This is a genomic window from Pantoea alhagi, from assembly GCF_002101395.1.
In the GTDB taxonomy this organism is placed as follows: Bacteria; Pseudomonadota; Gammaproteobacteria; order Enterobacterales; family Enterobacteriaceae; genus Mixta; species Mixta alhagi.
In genome coordinates this window covers 3,427,062-3,445,617 of record NZ_CP019706.1, presented here as the reverse complement: position 1 = coordinate 3,445,617, position 18,556 = coordinate 3,427,062, and the positions used below count along the sequence as shown (strand labels likewise).

The following is an 18,556-nucleotide window of genomic DNA, read 5'->3' as shown; positions in this document are numbered from 1 at the left end:
GGGTATGCAAATGGTAGATACAACTACAGCAACGGCAAAAAAACTGACGCGCGGCGATGTGCGTAGCGTCTTTCTGCGCTCCAATCTTTTTCAGGGCTCGTGGAATTTCGAACGTATGCAGGCGCTGGGCTTCTGCTTCTCGATGGTTCCCGCTATCCGTCGGCTTTACCCGGAAAATAATGAAGAGCGCCGTCAGGCCATCAGGCGGCACCTGGAGTTTTTTAACACCCATCCCTATCCGGCCGCGCCTATCCTGGGCGTCACGCTGGCGATGGAAGAGCAGCGGGCCAATGGCGCGCCCATTGACGATGCCGCGATCAACGGCATCAAAGTGGGCCTGATGGGACCGCTGGCGGGCGTCGGCGATCCCATATTCTGGGGCACCATGCGTCCGGTCTTCGCTGCGCTGGGTGCCGGTATCGCCATGACCGGCAGTTTGCTTGGCCCGCTACTGTTTTTTGTGCTGTTTAACGCGGTACGTCTGCTGTTTCGTTACTACGGCGTAGCGTATGGCTACAAAAAAGGGGTAGATATCGTTAATGATATGGGTGGCGGCTTCCTGCAAAAGCTTACGGAGGGGGCGTCTATTCTTGGCCTGTTTGTTATGGGGGCGCTGGTTAACAAATGGACCCACGTTAACATCCCGCTGGTGGTTTCACGTATTACCGACCAAACCGGTAAAACCACCGTTACCACGGTACAGTCGATTCTGGATCAGCTGATGCCGGGGCTGGTGCCGCTGCTGCTTACCTTTGGCTGTATGTGGCTGCTGCGCCGCAAAGTGAACGCGCTGTGGATCATCATTGGCTTCTTTGCGATCGGTATTTTTGGTTACTGGATCGGCCTGCTGGGCCTGTAACCCGCGTTTCAGACGGTCAGTCGCTTGCCACGGCTGGCCGTTTTTTTATTCAGCTCCGTCTGCCGGCGTTATCTGAGGAGTCTTTATGTCGTTAACTGACATTGTTCTGGTGCTGTTTATCGCCTTGCTGCTGCTGTACGCCATTTACGATCAGTGGATAATGCCGCGTCGTCACGGCCCAACGCTGCTGCAGGTTCCCCTACAGCGCCGCAGCAAAGTCGATAATATTATTTTTATCGGCCTGATAATGATTCTTATTTATAATAACGTCACCCAACAGGGACCCGTAATAACCACGACATTATTGTTGGCACTCATTGTCGTTTCGGTTTATCTCTCATGGATCCGCACTCCACAGTTATTACTAAAAAAACAGGGCCTTTTCTTCACGAATGCCTGGGTTAATTATGACCGTATAAAAGGTATGAATTTATCAGAGGATGGCATTCTGGTTATTCAACTGGAACAGCGAAACCTGTTAATCAGGGTCAGTAAACTGGACGATCTGGAAAAAATTTACCATGTAATGGTTGAAAATCAATAAGATAAAATATAGCAAAAGGCATATTCAACAGGCTATAACATTGCACATAAAGTGTGTGCCTTTTTTATTTCAACATCATTCCCTTAACATTATCAGGATTATTTTTACCTGTTGTTATCAGCGCAACATATAATATCCATACAAGCTGTCGTGACACTATTTTTATTTTGACGACAAAAGATAATGTGGTAAGGTGAGCGCCGTTCCTGGGGAGTAGCCGATTTCTGTTATTAATACAGAAATGCACCTGTCAACATACTCGTTGTTACAGCAACGTGGCGCGTGCGACCTTTTACGGTAGGCGAGACCATTGACCGATGTGCCTGTCTGGTTGGGAAGGCGCGTCAGGTTATGGTATTCCCAGCCGAGGTTACGACTTCGATGACTTTTTCCGCTCTGCTTATTCTTGCCTTTGGCATGTCAATGGATGCATTTGCCGTCGCCATCGGTAAAGGCGCCGCCCTGCAACGTCCACAACTGCGCGAAGCGCTGCGCACCGGGCTTATTTTTGGGGTTATTGAAACCCTGACGCCGCTGGTCGGCTGGTCGCTTGGCCAGTTCGCTACCCACTTCGTCGCCCGTTGGGATCACTGGATCGCTTTTACCCTGCTCTGTTTTTTAGGCGGACGTATGCTGATTGAAGGCTGCCGCCAGCAGCCCGTCACGGCAGCGCCCTGTGAACCGGTAAAACAGCATGGACTGGGCCTGTTGGTCACCACCGCTATCGCCACCAGCCTGGATGCGATGGCAATTGGCGTGAGCCTGGCGTTTATGCAGGTCAATATTGTTCTGACCGCGCTGCTGATTGGCCTCTCCACCTTTACCATGACCACCATTGGTATGCTGATCGGGCGCCTGATCGGCCCGCTGCTGGGCAAACGCGCTGAACTGCTCGGCGGCGCAGTGCTGATCGCCATTGGCGCGCAGATCCTCTGGACGCATTTCGCCTGACATTATCAATTAACTACGGCGCCAAAGACGTACGATAAAATCCGCCTCGCTGCTGAATTGCGCACTGTCGCGTAGCGCTTGCCATACGTCCGCGCTGGCGCGCCAGGCAAACGGCGTCATTTGCAGTAGCGTTACCGCATCCGCACCGCTTAACGTTAACGGATACGCCAGCTGCTGTTCCAGTTCCAGCGTAAATCCTGGCAGCACTTCCTGCTGCGTATCATGCAATCTCACCTGCGAATAGATCAGCGCTTTGAACTGCAGCAGATGGCGTGGACCAGGCGTTACGGTTAACAAGCAGCCACCGCTGCGGATCACGCGCGCCAGCTCTTCAGCCTTACAGGGCGCGTAAATGCGTAAAACGCCATCCAGGGAAGCATCGGCAAAAGGCAGACGATGGCTGGACGCAACGCAAAAATCGATATGCCGATAGCGTTTTGCCGCAGCCCGAATCGCCACCTTAGCCACATCCAGCCCGCAAACGCTGGCCTGCTCTCCCGATGCATCGGCCACCGCTGCGGTGTAATAACCTTCGCCACAGCCAATATCCAGTATGCGGGCTTTCGCAGGTAGCTGTTGCGCTAATAAAGAAGCTACTCGCTGCTGCAGCGGCTGATAGTAACCGGCATCCAGGAACTGCCGACGCGCCTGCATCATTTCTGCGCTGTCGCCGGGCTCTTTGGAGCGCTTATGCTGCACCGGCAACAGATTAACGTAGCCCTCTTTTGCCCGATCAAACTGATGTTGTTGCGCGCAGCGCCAGCTGTGATGAACCAGCGTTAATGGCTGCTGACAGAGGGGACAAAGATAATCCATGGTCTCTTTCTCTGGCTGAATCAGGCGCGCAGTTTACACGCTGCAGGCAACAGCGTCATCCGCCAAAAGCCGTCAAAAAAGAAAGGCCCCGGTCATTGACCAGGGCCTTTGCCTTATCTTTACGCAGTAAACAAAAAACCGCGTGAAAAGAAAAACAGGCTATCAGATAGCGACAACGTTAACCGCAGCCGGACCTTTCTGACCATCCTGAATTTCGAACTCGACGTTCTGGCCTTCGGCCAGGGTTTTGAAACCATTACCCTGGATAGCAGAAAAGTGAACGAACACATCTTTACTGCCGTCTGCCGGAGTAATGAAGCCAAAACCTTTGGATTCGTTGAACCACTTAACCTGACCTTTAATTTTTGCCATCTTTGTAATTCCTTAGAATGTTTATTTGCCCGAAGGCGACTGACAGAAAACCAGAGACATTACTGAATGAGGCACTAATATAAGGTTCGGCAAGGAAGCGGTATTCAACGTCAACGTCTTTACTCATTACTTCTTTACTGAATATGCCATACATAAACAGAGCTGTACCTCGTTTTGCTTAATAGCGTTATCACATATCCGATAATTTATGGCAAGTAATTTTTAAACGGTGATCGACCTGCCGCACACTTATTGTGAATTCATTACAAGGTTTGCAGTTTTATGCATTAAGAAACGTTAAACGCCGCCCCTTCGCCCGGGCGTACTACGTTGCCGTCCAACAGTGAAATCCAGCAGCCTGTGGGCCTGAAGAGATGTGCGTCTCAGTTTTTACCTTCGCCGCTTCTCACTGTAACGGAAGAATATTGCATAATTATGGCAACTTTACTTCACCTTTTTTCAACGTCTTCGCCTGCTTTCAGGGCCATGCAATATCAGAAATAGCATCGCTGTAATCTGCCCCGCTGGTAGCAAATTTGCGAGGCTGCACCAAAAAAGGAATATATAAATTTACCTGCCCCAAATAAACGCAGCATTATTATTTAAAAGTTATTCCGATCTTTTGAATAAGGCGAGGGCGTTTTTAAAGCGTAACCGTTGCACTATTAAATCATCCCTCGCTGTTATCAGATTATTCCTGGTTTATATTATTTAAATTGGCCCTTCCCCCTATTTTCCAGGGTCGGAAACGCATTTTATTCTGCTTAGCCGCCTCGAGCGCCCGTGCCAGCTCCTGTGGCGGCTCATCCAGCGCCTCATCAGCCAGCTCAAATACTCCCCAGTGGAGAGGAATGGTTACCGGAGCGCCGATAGCCTGATGTAATGATACTGACTGTTGCGGGTCCATATGCTGTCCCTGCATGAACCATCTTGGTGCATATGCGCCTATGGGTAATGCCGCAAGATTGAATGGTCCCAGACGACGCGCTATGTCCAGCAGGCTGGGTGAATAGCCGCTGTCGCCAGAAAACCAGAAATTAAGATGTTCCGTTTTAATGGTCCAGCCACACCAAAGCGAACGATTACGATCGTACAGGGTGCGCATACTCCAGTGCCGCGCCGGTACGGCATGAAACGTTATCCCGTGACGCTGCGTCTGCTGCCACCAGTCAAGCTGCACCACATGGCGCGCGCCTGCCCGACGGAACCAGGGCTCCAGTCCCAGCGGGACAATAAACTGGACCTGTGGGAAGCGTCGCAGAATAGCGTTAATGGTCGGCCTGTCGAGATGGTCGTAATGATTATGCGAAATCAATACCCAGTCGAGAGAAGGCAGATCTTTAATAGCCAACGGTGCAGGCGTTTTACGCTGCGGTCCATAAAAGCGCAGCGGCGAAGCTCTTTGCGATAATACCGGATCGATCAAACCGTAGCGCCCATCCAGCCGCAGCATTATCGCCGCGTGGCCCAGCCACCATATGCAGTCCTGCTCACCGCTCAGATCGGCCTGCTGCTGCCACTGCTGCGTAAAAGCTTCATAGCCCTGCCGTGGAGGAAACGGGACTCCCTGCGCTTTACGCTCTTTGCGCCAGCGCTGAAGATCGCCCGACTGACGCAGGTCAGGCTCTGGATTGCAAAATCCTTCCGGCGTATGGTGTGATTTTTCCGCGTCGTACCAGGGATTTTTCCATTTCATCCTTCTGCTCCTTAGCCGTAATGACTGTTTATCGCTCCGGGATCAGGCGGGTGAAATCTGGGTCCTGCTCATCATCCCTCTGCTGTTGTTCGCCGCCGGCAACCTGCTGCGTCAGCTGATACAGAATAGCATTCTGTTTTTTCTGTTCTTCCAGCAGCGCTTCCAGTAGCCGAATCTGTTCACTGGCACGCACGCTGGCGCGATTAACAAAAAACCAGGCAATCAGCCCCACCACCGCAAAAGCAATACTGCTGATAAGCGGCATCAGAGTGCCACCGCCATTTAATTCGTTCATAACAACCTCTGCTTGTCTTACGTTACGCCGACGATTTTACCTGGATTCATCGTAATGAATAGCCGCTGCGTCAGAACATCGCTTTAAGCTTCCTCCGATCGCTTTCATTCTGCAATCAGGCTATGCTGCTCCCTTTTCGGCAGCGAAGCGGGAAGCTTGCCATTTTTACAGGGAGATAAAATGAAAATATTGCTTCGAATTGTGAGTTTACTGGCACTCATCTGGCTGGGACTGTTGCTAACCGGCTATGGCATCCTGACCGGCAGCCACAAAAATGTCGCCGGTATCGGTTTACAGTGTCAGTACCTGACGGCTCGCGGGATGATCAAAGCGCAATATCTGCACAGCGACAGCGGCATTATTGGCGTGGCGGATTGTCCTGTTCTCAGAAAAAGTTCTGAGGTTGTGGACAATAACGGCTAGATTGCCCCTTCAGCAACAGCGGCACCCTGAAAGTGCCGCTTTGTGTTCCTTAAAAAGGATAGTCGTGATAGCCCAGCTGCGATGAGAGTGTCCGCCCTGCTCGATGCAGCATCGCGACATATTCATGCTTGCGCTCTTCTGAAAAGCGAATAGTCGGGAAAGAGATACTCATACCGGCAATTACCACGCCGAAACGGTCAAAAACCGGTACGGCAATACAGCGCAGCCCCTCTTCCTGTTCTTCATTATCCTCGCCAAAACCCTGAACTTTTACGACGTCCAGCACTTTCAGCAGCTCTTCTTCGCTGCCCAGCGTGTGCGGTGTGCTACGGCGGAACTCCACCTCACGCAGAATATCATGCACCTCGGCACGATCGCGCCAGGCCAGCAACACCTTGCCAATCGCAGTGCTGTGCAAAGGATTACGGCGTCCGATACGCGAATACATGCGCAGGTTATAGAGCGAATCGATTTTGTGAATATAGACAATGCTATCGTCTTCCAGCGCCCCAAGATGAATGGTCTCTTTGGTCAGCCGCGACAGCTCGCGCATTTGAATATCTGCGCTGCGAATCAGATCAACATTCTGCAACGCTCTGGCACCCAGCTCAAACAGTTTCAGCGTTAGCGCATACTTTTCTGATTCGCCTTCCTGAGAAACATAGCCCAGCGACTTCATTGTTTGCAGAAAACGATAAACGGTACTTTTGGACATCATCACGCGCTGCGACAGTTCGGTAATGCCGTTTTCACGTTCTTCGCCCAGAGCCTGTAAAATGCCAAACACCTTTAGTACAGAAGAGACCGAATCGGGCTGTTTATCGCCATCTACATTCGCCATAATCAAAGCCTTTTTAAAATTGTTTTATTAAAAATGGAACGCCATTTCCAGTATACGTGGCTCTTCCTGCCGCAGGCAATATTTGTGCGTGACAAGTGACGTGTCTGTAAGACTTTTCAATGCAATTAAGATGCATCATGTTAAAAAAATCATTAGCATGGTGATATTCACTCTCTTTAATTTTAAGCATGCCTGTGACTACATCCTCTGACGGTTTACCGCTGCCGCGCCGTTATGGCGCGATAGCCGCTATTGCTTTAGGAATAACCGTTGCCGTGCTTGACGGCACCATTGCCAACGTAGCCCTCCCGACTATCGCTCGCGAGCTCCAGGCCAGCCCGGCGGAATCAATCTGGATCATTAATGCCTATCAGCTGGCGATTATCATTTCACTGCTGTCGTTTTCTTTTCTTGGCGATCTGCTGGGTTATCGGCGTATTTATCAGGGCGGGCTGTTGCTGTTTAGCGCTACTTCGCTGCTGTGCGCCTTTTCCGACTCGCTCGGCATGTTAACCTTCGCCCGTGTTCTGCAGGGCTTTGGCGGCGCGGCGCTGATGAGCGTGAATACCGCTCTGATACGGATTATTTATCCGCAGCGCTATCTGGGACGCGGCATGGCGATTAACGCGCTGATTGTCGCCGTCTCCAGCGCAGCGGGGCCAACGGTTGCTGCTGCGATCCTGGCAGTGACGTCCTGGAAATGGCTGTTTCTGATTAACGTCCCTGCGGGCATGCTGGCGCTGCTGCTGGCCTGGCGCTTTTTACCGGACAACACCCAGAAGTCATCGCCAACGCAGCGTTTCGATATTACCAGCGCGGTAATGAATGCGCTGACTTTCGGCCTGCTGCTGTCAGCACTAAGCGGCGCGGCGCAGGGCCAGGACTACCGGCTTATTGTGGCCGAACTGCTGGCGTTGCTGCTGGTCGGCACGCTGTTTATCCGGCGTCAGCTGAGAATGACCTTTCCGCTGCTGCCGGTGGATTTGCTACGTATCCCCATCTTTTCGCTTTCAATCTGCACCTCGATCTGTTCATTTCTGGCGCAGATGCTGGCAATGGTTTCCCTGCCCTTCTTTTTGCAGAGCGTGCTGGGCAGAAGCGAGGTGGAAACCGGTCTGTTGCTGACGCCCTGGCCGCTGGCCACGATGGTGATGTCGCCGATTGCCGGACGCCTGCTGGAACGCTTTCATGCCGGGTTGTTGGGGGGGATCGGGCTGGCCGTTTTTGCCTTTGGTCTGTTTGCGCTGGCCTGGTTGCCCGCCGCGCCGACAGATGGCGATATTATCTGGCGCATGATTTTATGCGGCGCGGGCTTTGGCCTGTTTCAGTCGCCAAATAATCACACCATCATTTCTGCCGCACCGCGCCATCGCAGCGGCGGCGCCAGCGGTATGCTGGGCACGGCTCGCCTGCTGGGACAAACCAGCGGCGCGGCGCTGGTAGCGCTTATGTTTAACCTGTTTGATACGCAGGGTACGCACGCCTCGCTGCTGCTGGCGGGTCTGTTTTCTACCCTCGCCGCGCTGTTCAGCCTGTCGCGCCTGCGCCAGCCGTTGCAAAAGCCCAGTTAACGCCGGGGCTGGCCGCTATTCCTGAACCGCAGGCAATAAAAAACCACCTCCTGAGAGGTGGTTTTTTCATTATTCCAGCCAGGCTGGCAGAGACTTTTATTTCAGATACTGGCCGCTGCGCAGCGCTTCAATACGTTTATCCAACGGCGGATGCGACATAAAGAATTCGCTTAATGATTTGCCTTTACCGTTGATACAAAACGCCATCATGCTGCCCGGCTCCTGCGGCTCGTAGCTGGTTTTTAACCGCTGCAGCGCCGCAATCATTTTTTCACGACCGACCAGACGCGCTGAGCCTGCGTCAGCATGAAACTCACGATGACGTGAGAACCACATGGTGATCATGCTGGCAAGAATACCAAACACCAGCTCCAGCACCATCGACACAGCGAAATAGACCATCGGGTTGCCGTTGCTGCTCTCTTCATCCTCCCGGTTCCCGGACAGAAAGCCTGCGGCGATTTGTGCGAGGATACGGGAAATAAAGATCACAAAGGTGTTCACAATGCCCTGGATCAGCGTCATGGTGACCATGTCACCGTTAGCAATGTGACTTATCTCATGCGCCAGCACGGCTTCCGCTTCATCACGGCTCATGTTTTGCAACAGGCCGGTAGATACGGCGACCAGCGAAGCATCACGACGTGCGCCGGTGGCAAACGCGTTAATATCAGGCGCATGGTAAATCGCTACCTGCGGCATAGCGATTCCCGCCTGCTGCGCCTGACGCCCTACCGTTTCCATCAGCCAGCGTTCCGTCTCGTTACGCGGCTGTTCAATAACTTCACCGCCAACGGAACGCAGTGCCATCCATTTCGACATCAGCAGTGAAACAAACGCACCGCCGAAGCCAAACAGACCCGCCATTATCATCAGGCCCTGCACACTGCTTGACTGAATTCCTGTCAGGCTCAGAATCAGCCCGAATACCAACATCACGGCAAGGTTGGTCAGCAGGAAAAGAGCAATACGCATCATAAACTTTAATCTTCCTCAGTTAACTAAGCGCCCATGCGCGGATATACATCGTAGGGACATCGCGTAGCTTTTCAAGCATACTTAACGTTTAAGTGCTTAAAAAGACATAACTTTACATTTTGTCGCAATCTTTTTTTAACCTCACTTTGTGGGATTAAACAGCCGGGCTAAACAATAGCGTGCAATAAAAAAGGCACCGCCAACGCGGTGCCTTTTAAGGGGTGGTTATATCGACGTTTTATTTTGCCGTTGCCGCTTTTTTACCCGGCTGTTCCGGCGACTGATGCGCCAGATCGTTAGCAATATTTACCGTTTCGTCCAGATAAGGATCGGGCTCTTTATAATCCTTCGGCAGGTCGTCAAGCTTAGCTAGCGGCTTTTTCCCTTCCGCTTTATAGCGCGCGTTAATCCGCTCCAGACGCAGCGCATCATCTTCACGGTTCTCTTTCTCACGCTGGGCAAGATTGAGCGACACAATGTTGCGCTTGTCCTTCAGGGCGTTATAGCGCTGAATATCTTTGATGATGTACTGGAACTCGGCATCTTTAGCGATACGCTGCTGGTGCGCTTTAGTCAACAGAGGCACCAGATCGCTTAAATCGCCCGATTTGGTATAGCTTGCCGCATTGATGCTGTCCCACGGCAGAGCGTTATCCTCAAACTTCTCGCCGGTTTCTGCCGCCTCGACACCGGTAGGCATTAGCAGATCGGGCGTAACGCCTTTACGCTGCGTACTGCCGCCGTTGATACGGTAGAATTTCTGAATCGTGTACTGTACCGACCCCAGCGCAGGCCACTCAGGGCGCAGCATCTGGTCGTAAATACGGTTCAGAGAACGATACTGCTGCACGGTGCCTTTACCGAAGGTTGGCTCGCCGACAATCAGCGCACGTCCGTAATCCTGCATAGCTGCTGCAAAAATTTCTGACGCCGAGGCGCTAAAGCGATCAACCAGCACCACCAGCGGGCCTTTGTAATAAACCACGCCGTCATTATCGCTGTCTTCACGGACTTTGCCGTTATTATCGCGTACCTGCACTACCGGGCCGCTGGGAATAAACAGACCGGAAAGCGACACCGCTTCGGTAAGCGCTCCGCCGCCGTTAGTGCGCAGATCGATAACCACGCTATCGACGTGTTGTTTTTCCAGTTTCTGTAGCTGTACTTTCACATCATCGGTCAGGCCGACATAGAAGCCCGGAATATCCAATACGCCAACTTTATCTTTACCGACGTTATGCACGCTCATTTTGACCGCGCGATCCTCAAGGCGTATTTTCTCGCGCGTCAGCGTAACGGTACGGGTTTTGGTGCCTTTACCGGCAGGCAGGATCTCCAGGCGCACTTTACTGCCTTTTGGCCCTTTGATTTTTGCCACTACATCATCCAGCCGCAGGCCGATGACATCTTCAATCGGTTTGCCCGGTTGACCCACGCCCACAATCCGATCGCCGACGCTCAAAGCTTTGCTTTTCGCCGCCGGGCCGCCTGCTACCATTGAATTGATGACCGTGTAGTCTTCATCCATTTGCAGCACCGCGCCGATACCTTCCAGGGAAAGGCTCATTTCGGTATTAAACTGCTCGGTATTGCGTGGGGACAAATAGTTAGTATGCGGGTCGATCTCATGCGCGAACGCATTCATCGCCAGCTGGAAAACGTCTTCGCTATTGCTCTGCGCCAGACGACGAATAGCGGAATTGTAACGCTTGGTGAGAATATCTTTGATTTCGGTGTCTTGCTTGCCGGTCAGCTTCAGGCTGAGCCAGTCATACTTAACTTTCGCGTCCCACAGGGCATTCAGCTCAGAGGCATTTTTCGGCCACGGTGCCTTGCTGCGATCGGTATCGATGGTATCGTTGCCGGTAAAGCTCATCGGCCTGTTCAGCACGGTCAACGCATACTGATAACGCTCAAAACGACGCTTTTGCGCCAGATTGAATAAATCGTAAAACACCGTGAGTTTACCGCTGCGCAGCTCATCGCCCAGCGTGGTTTTTTTATCAGCGAACTGCGCCACATCGGTTGCCAGCAGCACATTGTGGCTGTAGTCCAGCATATTCAAATAGCGGTCGAAGATTTTCGCTGAGAAGGCGTTATCGAGATCGAACTGACGGTAGTGAGAGCGGGTAAAACGGGAGGTAACGCGTTCGCTAACGGTAGCGTGCTGCGGCTCTTCCTGCAGCTGCGGGATTTGATCCGCGCGAGTAATGCTATCAGCGCCAATGGCGTGACCTGCCAGTAGCAGGCCCGCCATCACGCTCATCTTAAAAAACTTGTTCATGCCCAGGGTGGCCTCCGTTTCAGAACTGTAAATGTTCTGCGCGTACGATCATTGCCAGGCCGGATGCCAGCTGTACCCGGACGCCATCCTTGGAGATCTCAAGAACGGTGGCGTCCATTGCGCTTTTGCCAGCTTTAACTTTAATATTTTGACCGGGCTGCAGCGCTGAAGTGTCGGTAACGGGCTGCGGACGCGGCTGACGCGGTGCGGCAGGCGCACGATCCTGAGCCGGGCGCGCCTCATTGGTGCGGGCTTTGCGCGCAGGCTGACCACCTTCGGCAGGTTTACGGCTGGCGGCTTTACGCGGACGACGCGCTGGCGCGTCTTCACCGGCACCCGCTTCACGCTTTTTCGCCTGCTGCTGCTGACGCTGCTGTTGAATACGGGCTTTAGCCTCTTCAAGCTGCTTACGCGCATGTTCAACATGCTGCTCTTCCAGCTCACCGCAGGCATTGCCATCCAGATCAACACGGGTTGCGCCCGCTTTAACGCCGTACAGATAGCGCCAGCTGGAGGTATAAAGACGCAGAGCGGAACGTAGCTGCGTTTTGCTCAGGTTCATTTCACCCTGAACACGTTCGACGAGGTCTTGAAAGATACCGATTTTAAGCGGACGCGCTTCACCTTCGGCACTAAAGCAGTGCGGGAAACGCTCCGCAAGCCAGGCGATGACTTCTTTACTGCTATTCAACTTAGGTTGATTTTCCATGAAATTTCCTGATTACAACGGGTTTGCCAACCAGCGCGGGCATGAACAGGCGACATTATAATGACCCCATCAGCAATTGCCACGAAATCCAGCGCTTTAGCCACGATTCAGATGAATATATTTTTTAACATCGCTTTGGGCTAACACGTTGCAAAGCTCACTGGTAAAGGTTTGCAGGCCAGTTTCATCTTCACTGTCGAAGCGATTAAAGCGCGTACTGTCGATATCCAGTACCCCGATCACCTCGCCATCGACGATCAGCGGCAGCACGATTTCAGCGTTACTGGCGGCATCACAGGCGATATGACCCGGAAATGCATGCACGTCATCAACACGCTGCACGTTTTTCTCTGCAACTGCCGTGCCACACACGCCACGGCCAACCGGAATACGTACGCAGGCGATTTTGCCCTGGAACGGCCCCAGCACCAGCGTCTTCTCTTCAGTTAACAGATAAAAGCCTGCCCAGTTAACCTCTTCCAGACGCTCAAACAGTAGCGCGCTGCTGTTGCTTAACGCGGCGAGAAAACTGGTTTCACCGGCGATAAGCGCACGCAGATCGCGGTTAAGATCGTGATAAAATTCTTGTTTGTTCATTTCCTGACCATCTTAAAAGCAAGCGGACGGCTACAATTGAGCCGTCCGGTAAAATAAGCACTAAATATCCATTGCCACAAGGTGAAGGATTCCGGCAGTTAATATAACCTTAGTATCTTGCGGATCGGATTATCAAAACGGGCTATGCCCCTCAGCGTCCGTTTTGCATCATTCAAGGACCGTGCTTATCTGCACGATGAGGGTCACTGCTTCACTATATGAAAATACACACTATCAGTCACGTTCTGCCCCATGAACGTTATCAGCGTTGTCCGCAATGCGATACCCTTTTTTCCTTACCGGATGTTAAATCGTGCCAGTCTGCTCATTGTCCGCGCTGCAACGCTAAAATCATGACCGGCCGGGACTGGTCAATGACCCGATTAATGGCCATGGCGGTGACCATGCTGCTGTTAATGCCTTTTGCTTTTATCGAGCCGCTTATCCAGATCCGCCTGTTGGGCACGCCAATTCGCGCCAACGTTCTGACGGGCATTATGCAGATGACCATGCAGGGCGACGTGCTGACCGCTGCGATGGTCACTTTTTGCACCATTGGCGCGCCGGTTACGCTGGTCGGCGCTATCGGCTTTCTGTTTTTCGGCAACCGGCTGGGCATGAATTTGCGCCCGGTACTGCTGATGCTTGAGCGCCTGAAAGAGTGGGTCATGCTGGATATTTACCTGATGGGCGTTGCGGTCGCCTCTATCAAGGTAAAGGATTATGCCGATATTGACATTGGCTATGGGCTGGTGGCGTTTATCGCACTGATGATCCTTAGCCTGTTAACCATGATCCATTTGAATATGGAGCAGCTGTGGCATCGCTTCTATCCGCAGCCGCAGGCGGAGGTTGCGCAGGAGAAGCTACAGGTCTGCCTGAACTGTCATCATACCGGCTTGCCGGATGATCGTGGACGCTGTCCGCGCTGCCATACGCGTCTTGCTCATCGTCGCCCCCTGAGCCTGCAAAAATCGTGGGCGGCGCTCATAGCAGCCATCGTTTTTCTGATACCGGCTAACCTGCTGCCAATTTCTATCATTTATCTCAACGGCGCGCGTCAGGAAGACACCATTTTTTCCGGCATTCTGTCGCTGGCCTCCGGCAATATCCCGGTGGCAGCGATTGTGTTTATCGCCAGTATTCTGGTGCCTTTTACCAAGGTGCTGGTGCTGCTGGTGCTGTTGCTCAGTATTCATTTTCGCTGTCAGCAAGGGCTAAAAACCCGTATCCGACTGCTGCGACTGGTGACCTGGGTGGGCCGCTGGTCAATGCTGGATCTGTTTGTGATTTCGTTAACCATGTCGCTGGTGAATCGTGACCAGCTGCTGGCTTTTACTATGGGACCGGCCGCCTTCTATTTTGGCGCCGCAGTAATTTTAACTATCCTTGCCGTACAGTGGCTGGATAGCCGTCTTATTTGGGATGCTCATGCAACAAACGCCGACTACACCGACTAGAGCGCGGATAACCAACAAGCGTAAAATTTCGCCGTTCTGGCTGCTGCCTTTTATCGCTCTGATGATTGCCGGTTGGCTGCTGTGGACCAACTATCAGGAGCGCGGCACCACGGTAACCATCGACTTTGCCCAGGCGGACGGTATCGTGCCGGGTCGCACGCCGGTACGCTATCAGGGCGTTGAGGTTGGCACCGTGCAGGGCATCAGCCTCAGCGACGATCTGCGTAAAATCAAGGTACGCGTCAGTATTAAAAGCGATATGCGCGACGCGTTGCGTGAAGATGCGCAATTCTGGCTGGTGACGCCCAAAGCCTCGCTGGCGGGCGTTTCCGGGCTGGATGCGTTAGTCGGCGGTAACTACATCGGTATGATGCCCGGCAAGAGCGGGCCGCGCCGGGAAAACTTCGTCGCGCTGGATACGCAGCCCAGATACCGTGTTAACACCGGCGAGATGATGGTGCATTTAAACGCGCCGGATTTGGGTTCGCTGAATACCGGCTCGCCCGTCTACTACCGCAAAATCCCGGTCGGCCGCGTCTATGACTACACGATTAATCCCGATAATAACGGCGTAACGATTGATGCGCTGATTGAGCGCCGCTTCACTAACCTGGTGAAAAAGGATAGTCGCTTCTGGAACGTTTCCGGCGTTAAGGCGGATGTGAATCTTAGCGGGGCGAAAGTAGAGCTGGAAAGCCTTGCGGCGCTGGTGAACGGCGCTATTGCCTTTGACTCTCCGCCCGCCTCGCAGCAGGCCGCCAGCGAAAGCAGCTATCAGCTTTATCCCGATCTGGCACATAGCCAGCGTGGCGTCATCGTCACGCTCGATCTGCCCAATGGCAAAGGTTTGCAGGAAGGCAGCACGCCGCTCATTTATCAGGGACTGGAAGTGGGTACCCTGACCAAAATAACGCTACAGCCTGGCGGCAACGTGATCGGCGAGTTGACACTGGATCCTTCCGTGGTGGGTCTGATGCGCAGCGGTACGCGTATCGAAATGCGTAGTCCGAAAGTTACCCTGAATAATCCCAACCTGAGTGCGCTGCTCACCGGCACCACGCTGGAGCTGATTCCTGGCGAGGGCGACCCGCAAAATCGTTTTCAGGTCCGCCAAAGCAACGAGGCGCTGCTACAGCAGCCTGATGTGCTGACCGTACGCCTGAGCGCGCCGGAAAGCTACGGCATTGATGCGGGCCAGCCGGTTGTGCTGCGCGGCATTCAGATTGGTCAGGTGATCCGTCGCCACCTCACCGAAAAAGGGGTGGATTTCGAAGCGGCAATTGCCCCGGAACATCGTCAGCTGGTACATGCCGACAGCAAATTTATTATCAACAGCCGACTGGACGTTAAATTTGGTCTTGATGGCATGAAAGTGTTGGGTGCCAGCGCCAGCGAATGGGTAGATGGCGGTATTCGCCTGGAGCCCGGCAGCAAAGGCGCGCCGCGCGATCGGTATCCGCTCTACGCCAATGCGGAGAAAGCGGAGGAAGGCATTACCGGCGAACGTCCGCCGACCACCCTGACGCTGACGGCTAACAGCCTGCCGGATATTCAGCCCGGTTCCGTGGTGCTCTATCGCAAGTTCCAGGTAGGTGAAATTGTTGATGTGACGCCGAAGGCCAACGAGTTTGTGGTGGCGGTGCATATTAAGCCGGAATATCGCAAGCTGCTGACCCCCGATAGTGTGTTCTGGGCGGAAGGCGGGGCCAAAGTGCAGCTGAACGGCAGCGGACTAACGGTTCAGGCCTCACCGCTGAACCGGGCGCTGCGCGGTGCCATCAGCTTTGATAACCTTGAAGGAGCCAGCAGCAGCAAAAATGAAACGCGCGTGCTCTACAGCTCCGAAACTGCCGCTCGCGCCGTCGGCAGCCAGATTCTGCTGCACACCTATGATGGCAGCAAGCTCTCTGCCAACATGCCGATTCGCTACCTGGGTATTGATATTGGTCAGGTGGAGTCGCTGGCACTCAGCCAGGATCATAATCAGGTGATCGCCAAAGCGGTGCTGTATCCGGAATATGTGCAAAGCTTCGCCCGCAACGGCAGCCGTTTCTCGGTGGTGTCGCCGGAAATATCCGCTACCGGGGTCAATCACCTGGAAACGCTGTTGCAGCCTTATATCAACGTTGATCCGGGTAAAGGCAGTCTGACGCGCCGTTTTGAGCTGCAGGAAACCACCATTACTGACTCACGTTATCTGGACGGGCTGAGTATTGTGGTTGATGCGCCGGAAGCGGGATCGCTGGGCATCGGCACGCCGGTACTGTTCCGGGGCGTTGAGGTTGGTACGGTAACCGGCACCTCGCTCGGCAGCATGGCGGATCGTGTGCAGGTTCAGTTGCGCATCAGCAAGAAGTATCAGCATCTGGTGCGCAACAACTCAGTGTTCTGGCTGGCCTCTGGCTATAACCTGGAGTTTGGCCTGATTGGCGGCGTAGTGAAAACCGGCACCTTCCAGCAGTTTATTCGCGGCGGCATTCAATTTGCCACGCCGCCAACGGTGCCGCTGGCGCCACGGGCCTCTTCCGGCAAACATTTCCTGCTGCAGGATGGCGAGCCAAAAGAGTGGCGTAAATGGGGGACGGCAATCCCCTCCTCCTGATCGCCTGCGGGGGAGCCTGGCTGTCAGGCTTCCCTCTTCATCAGCTTTTGTCCTGGCTGTGGTACACTTCCCGCCTGATTTTTTGCAACTACCGGAACTCTGTCGTGCCCCAACAATCCCGAGCCCCTTTCCCTGAGGCCTTTCTTGATCTGATGCGGCAAACGCTGCCCGATGAAGCCAGCCTGCAGGACTTTCTGGCTATCAGCCAGCAGCCGCTGCGCCGTAGTCTGCGCGTGAATACGCTGAAAATCAGCGTGGCGGATTTTTTAAGCCAGACGGCTGACTATGGCTGGCAGCTCACGCCAATCCCCTGGTGTGCTGAAGGTTTCTGGATAACGCGCAGTGAAGAAGATGAGGCCTTGCCGCTGGGCAGCGTCGCCGAACATCTCAGCGGGCTCTTTTATATCCAGGAGGCCAGCTCAATGTTGCCGGTTAGCGCGCTGTTCGCTGTACAGCCACAACCTGAGCGTGTGATGGATGTGGCGGCTGCGCCCGGCTCGAAAACGACCCAGATGGCGGCACTGATGAATAACCATGGCGTCATTGTCGCAAATGAATATGCGGCCAGCCGGGTAAAAGTGTTGCACGCAAATATCAGCCGCTGCGGTATCAGCAATACGGCAATCACCCATTTTGACGGGCGCGTCTTTGGCCCGGCGCTGCCGGAAACGTTTGATGCCATTCTGCTTGATGCGCCCTGCTCCGGCGAAGGTGTGATTCGTAAAGACCCCGACGCCCTGCGCAACTGGACGCTGGAAAGCACTCACGCTATCGCCGCCACCCAGCGCGATCTGATCGACAGCGCTTTTCATGCGCTCAGGCCCGGCGGCACGCTGATTTATTCCACCTGTACCCTGAACAGGCTGGAAAATCAGCAGGTCGTGTCATGGCTTTGCCAGCGATATCCTGATGCCGTAGAGATCGATGCACTAAACGATCTATTTCCCGGCGCGGATAAAGCCGTTACGCCGGAAGGTTTTCTGCACGTTTTCCCGCAGCTTTTCGATAGTGAAGGCTTCTTTGTGGCGCGACTGCGCAAAACGCACGGCGTGGAACCGCCGCCTGTGCCAGGTTACAAGGTTGGCAAGTTTCCTTTCAGCCCGCTGTCACGTAAGGATGCGCAGACGGTGATTCAGGCTGCTGCAAAATCTGGCCTGCACTGCCCCTCTTCGCACTCGCTATGGCAGCGCGATAAAGAGATCTGGCTGTTTCCCGGCACAGCAGAGTCGCTTTTTGGTCGGGTGCGTTTTTCACGCATTGGGCTGAAACTGGCGGAAACCTTCAACAAAGGCTATCGCTGGCAGCATGAAGCGGTGATCGCCCTTGCCCGTCCCGATGCCACTAATAGTGTTGAGCTAAGCGAAGATGAAGCGGAAGAGTGGTATCGCGGGCGTGATATCTGGCCACAGGCACCGCTGCCACGCGATGAAGTGCTGGTGACCTGGCAGCAACAGCCGCTTGGCCTGGCGAAAAAGGTGGGACAGCGTTTGAAAAACAGCTATCCACGTGAGCTGGTGCGCGACGGTAAACTGTTTCGGCGCTAACGGGACGCTGGCAT

General features: G+C 53.7%; 18 protein-coding genes. 8 read left to right on the top strand and 10 right to left on the bottom strand.

All coding sequences use genetic code 11. The features are described 5' to 3' along the window. Nucleotides 1-10 precede the first annotated feature (10 nt). From B1H58_RS16280 to mntP, 3 genes are all read left to right on the top strand, one after another. A complete protein-coding gene (locus B1H58_RS16280) occupies nucleotides 11-859 on the top strand; it encodes a PTS mannose transporter subunit IID (protein WP_085071509.1) in 849 nt (282 codons plus the stop codon). Between the two features lie 85 nt (nucleotides 860-944). Further along, nucleotides 945-1,403 (top strand): DUF986 family protein, encoded by a 459-nt coding sequence (locus tag B1H58_RS16275; RefSeq protein ID WP_085071508.1) that lies wholly within the window; start codon nucleotides 945-947, stop codon nucleotides 1,401-1,403. A 381-nt stretch (nucleotides 1,404-1,784) separates the two neighbouring features. Beyond that, nucleotides 1,785-2,354: a manganese efflux pump MntP gene (gene mntP / locus B1H58_RS16270; protein WP_085072344.1), complete on the top strand. Its 570-nt coding sequence runs from the start codon at nucleotides 1,785-1,787 to the stop codon at nucleotides 2,352-2,354. Between the two features lie 9 nt (nucleotides 2,355-2,363). Here mntP and rlmA read toward each other — a convergent pair whose 3' ends face one another. The 5 genes from rlmA to B1H58_RS16245 form a co-directional block, all read right to left on the bottom strand. Continuing rightward, nucleotides 2,364-3,170 (bottom strand): 23S rRNA (guanine(745)-N(1))-methyltransferase, encoded by an 807-nt coding sequence (gene rlmA, locus B1H58_RS16265; protein WP_085071507.1) that lies wholly within the window; start codon nucleotides 3,168-3,170, stop codon nucleotides 2,364-2,366. Nucleotides 3,171-3,332: 162 nt separating this feature from the next. Then, a complete protein-coding gene (gene cspE, locus B1H58_RS16260; protein ID WP_004386688.1) occupies nucleotides 3,333-3,542 on the bottom strand; it encodes a transcription antiterminator/RNA stability regulator CspE in 210 nt (69 codons plus the stop codon). After that, complete coding sequence (locus tag B1H58_RS20715; protein WP_103058347.1) at nucleotides 3,529-3,696, bottom strand: DUF2627 domain-containing protein; 168 nt, start codon at nucleotides 3,694-3,696, stop codon at nucleotides 3,529-3,531. Before B1H58_RS20715 ends, cspE begins: the two co-directional genes overlap by 14 nt. Before the next feature lie 537 nt (nucleotides 3,697-4,233). Further along, a complete protein-coding gene (locus B1H58_RS16250) occupies nucleotides 4,234-5,238 on the bottom strand; it encodes an MBL fold metallo-hydrolase (RefSeq protein ID WP_085071506.1) in 1,005 nt (334 codons plus the stop codon). Between the two features lie 28 nt (nucleotides 5,239-5,266). Continuing rightward, on the bottom strand, nucleotides 5,267-5,533 hold the full coding sequence (locus B1H58_RS16245; protein ID WP_085071505.1) for a YebO family protein: 267 nt from the start codon (nucleotides 5,531-5,533) through the stop codon (nucleotides 5,267-5,269). A gap of 180 nt (nucleotides 5,534-5,713) precedes the next feature. Between B1H58_RS16245 and B1H58_RS16240 the strand changes: the two genes are divergently transcribed. Next, entirely contained in the window at nucleotides 5,714-5,956 is a 243-nt protein-coding gene (locus B1H58_RS16240; RefSeq protein WP_085071504.1) for a YobH family protein, read from the top strand. Nucleotides 5,957-6,005: 49 nt separating this feature from the next. Here the strand turns inward: B1H58_RS16240 and kdgR are convergent, their stop codons facing one another. Then, nucleotides 6,006-6,797 (bottom strand): DNA-binding transcriptional regulator KdgR, encoded by a 792-nt coding sequence (gene kdgR / locus B1H58_RS16235; protein ID WP_085071503.1) that lies wholly within the window; start codon nucleotides 6,795-6,797, stop codon nucleotides 6,006-6,008. Between the two features lie 188 nt (nucleotides 6,798-6,985). On the opposite strand from kdgR, the gene B1H58_RS16230 reads away from it, so the two are divergent. Then, nucleotides 6,986-8,368 carry an MFS transporter gene (locus B1H58_RS16230; RefSeq protein WP_085071502.1) on the top strand — a complete coding sequence of 461 codons (1,383 nt, stop codon included), beginning with the start codon at nucleotides 6,986-6,988 and terminating at the stop codon, nucleotides 8,366-8,368. 96 nt (nucleotides 8,369-8,464) lie between these two features. Here the strand turns inward: B1H58_RS16230 and htpX are convergent, their stop codons facing one another. The 4 genes from htpX to B1H58_RS16210 form a co-directional block, all read right to left on the bottom strand. Next, entirely contained in the window at nucleotides 8,465-9,346 is an 882-nt protein-coding gene (gene htpX, locus B1H58_RS16225; RefSeq protein WP_085071501.1) for a protease HtpX, read from the bottom strand. A gap of 238 nt (nucleotides 9,347-9,584) precedes the next feature. Further along, entirely contained in the window at nucleotides 9,585-11,630 is a 2,046-nt protein-coding gene (prc, locus tag B1H58_RS16220; RefSeq protein ID WP_085071500.1) for a carboxy terminal-processing peptidase, read from the bottom strand. 19 nt (nucleotides 11,631-11,649) lie between these two features. Next, the gene (gene proQ, locus B1H58_RS16215; protein WP_085071499.1) at nucleotides 11,650-12,339 is read right to left on the bottom strand and encodes an RNA chaperone ProQ; all 690 of its coding nucleotides are present in this window, start codon (nucleotides 12,337-12,339) and stop codon (nucleotides 11,650-11,652) included. A 96-nt stretch (nucleotides 12,340-12,435) separates the two neighbouring features. Next, a complete protein-coding gene (locus B1H58_RS16210; protein ID WP_085071498.1) occupies nucleotides 12,436-12,936 on the bottom strand; it encodes a GAF domain-containing protein in 501 nt (166 codons plus the stop codon). A gap of 218 nt (nucleotides 12,937-13,154) precedes the next feature. Between B1H58_RS16210 and yebS the strand changes: the two genes are divergently transcribed. From yebS to rsmF, 3 genes are all read left to right on the top strand, one after another. Next, a complete protein-coding gene (gene yebS, locus B1H58_RS16205) occupies nucleotides 13,155-14,396 on the top strand; it encodes a membrane integrity lipid transport subunit YebS (protein WP_085071497.1) in 1,242 nt (413 codons plus the stop codon). Continuing rightward, complete coding sequence (locus B1H58_RS16200) at nucleotides 14,362-16,998, top strand: PqiB family protein (RefSeq protein WP_085071496.1); 2,637 nt, start codon at nucleotides 14,362-14,364, stop codon at nucleotides 16,996-16,998. Before yebS ends, B1H58_RS16200 begins: the two co-directional genes overlap by 35 nt. A gap of 104 nt (nucleotides 16,999-17,102) precedes the next feature. Continuing rightward, nucleotides 17,103-18,542 carry a 16S rRNA (cytosine(1407)-C(5))-methyltransferase RsmF gene (gene rsmF, locus B1H58_RS16195; RefSeq protein ID WP_257788817.1) on the top strand — a complete coding sequence of 480 codons (1,440 nt, stop codon included), beginning with the start codon at nucleotides 17,103-17,105 and terminating at the stop codon, nucleotides 18,540-18,542. Nucleotides 18,543-18,556: the final 14 nt, after the last annotated feature.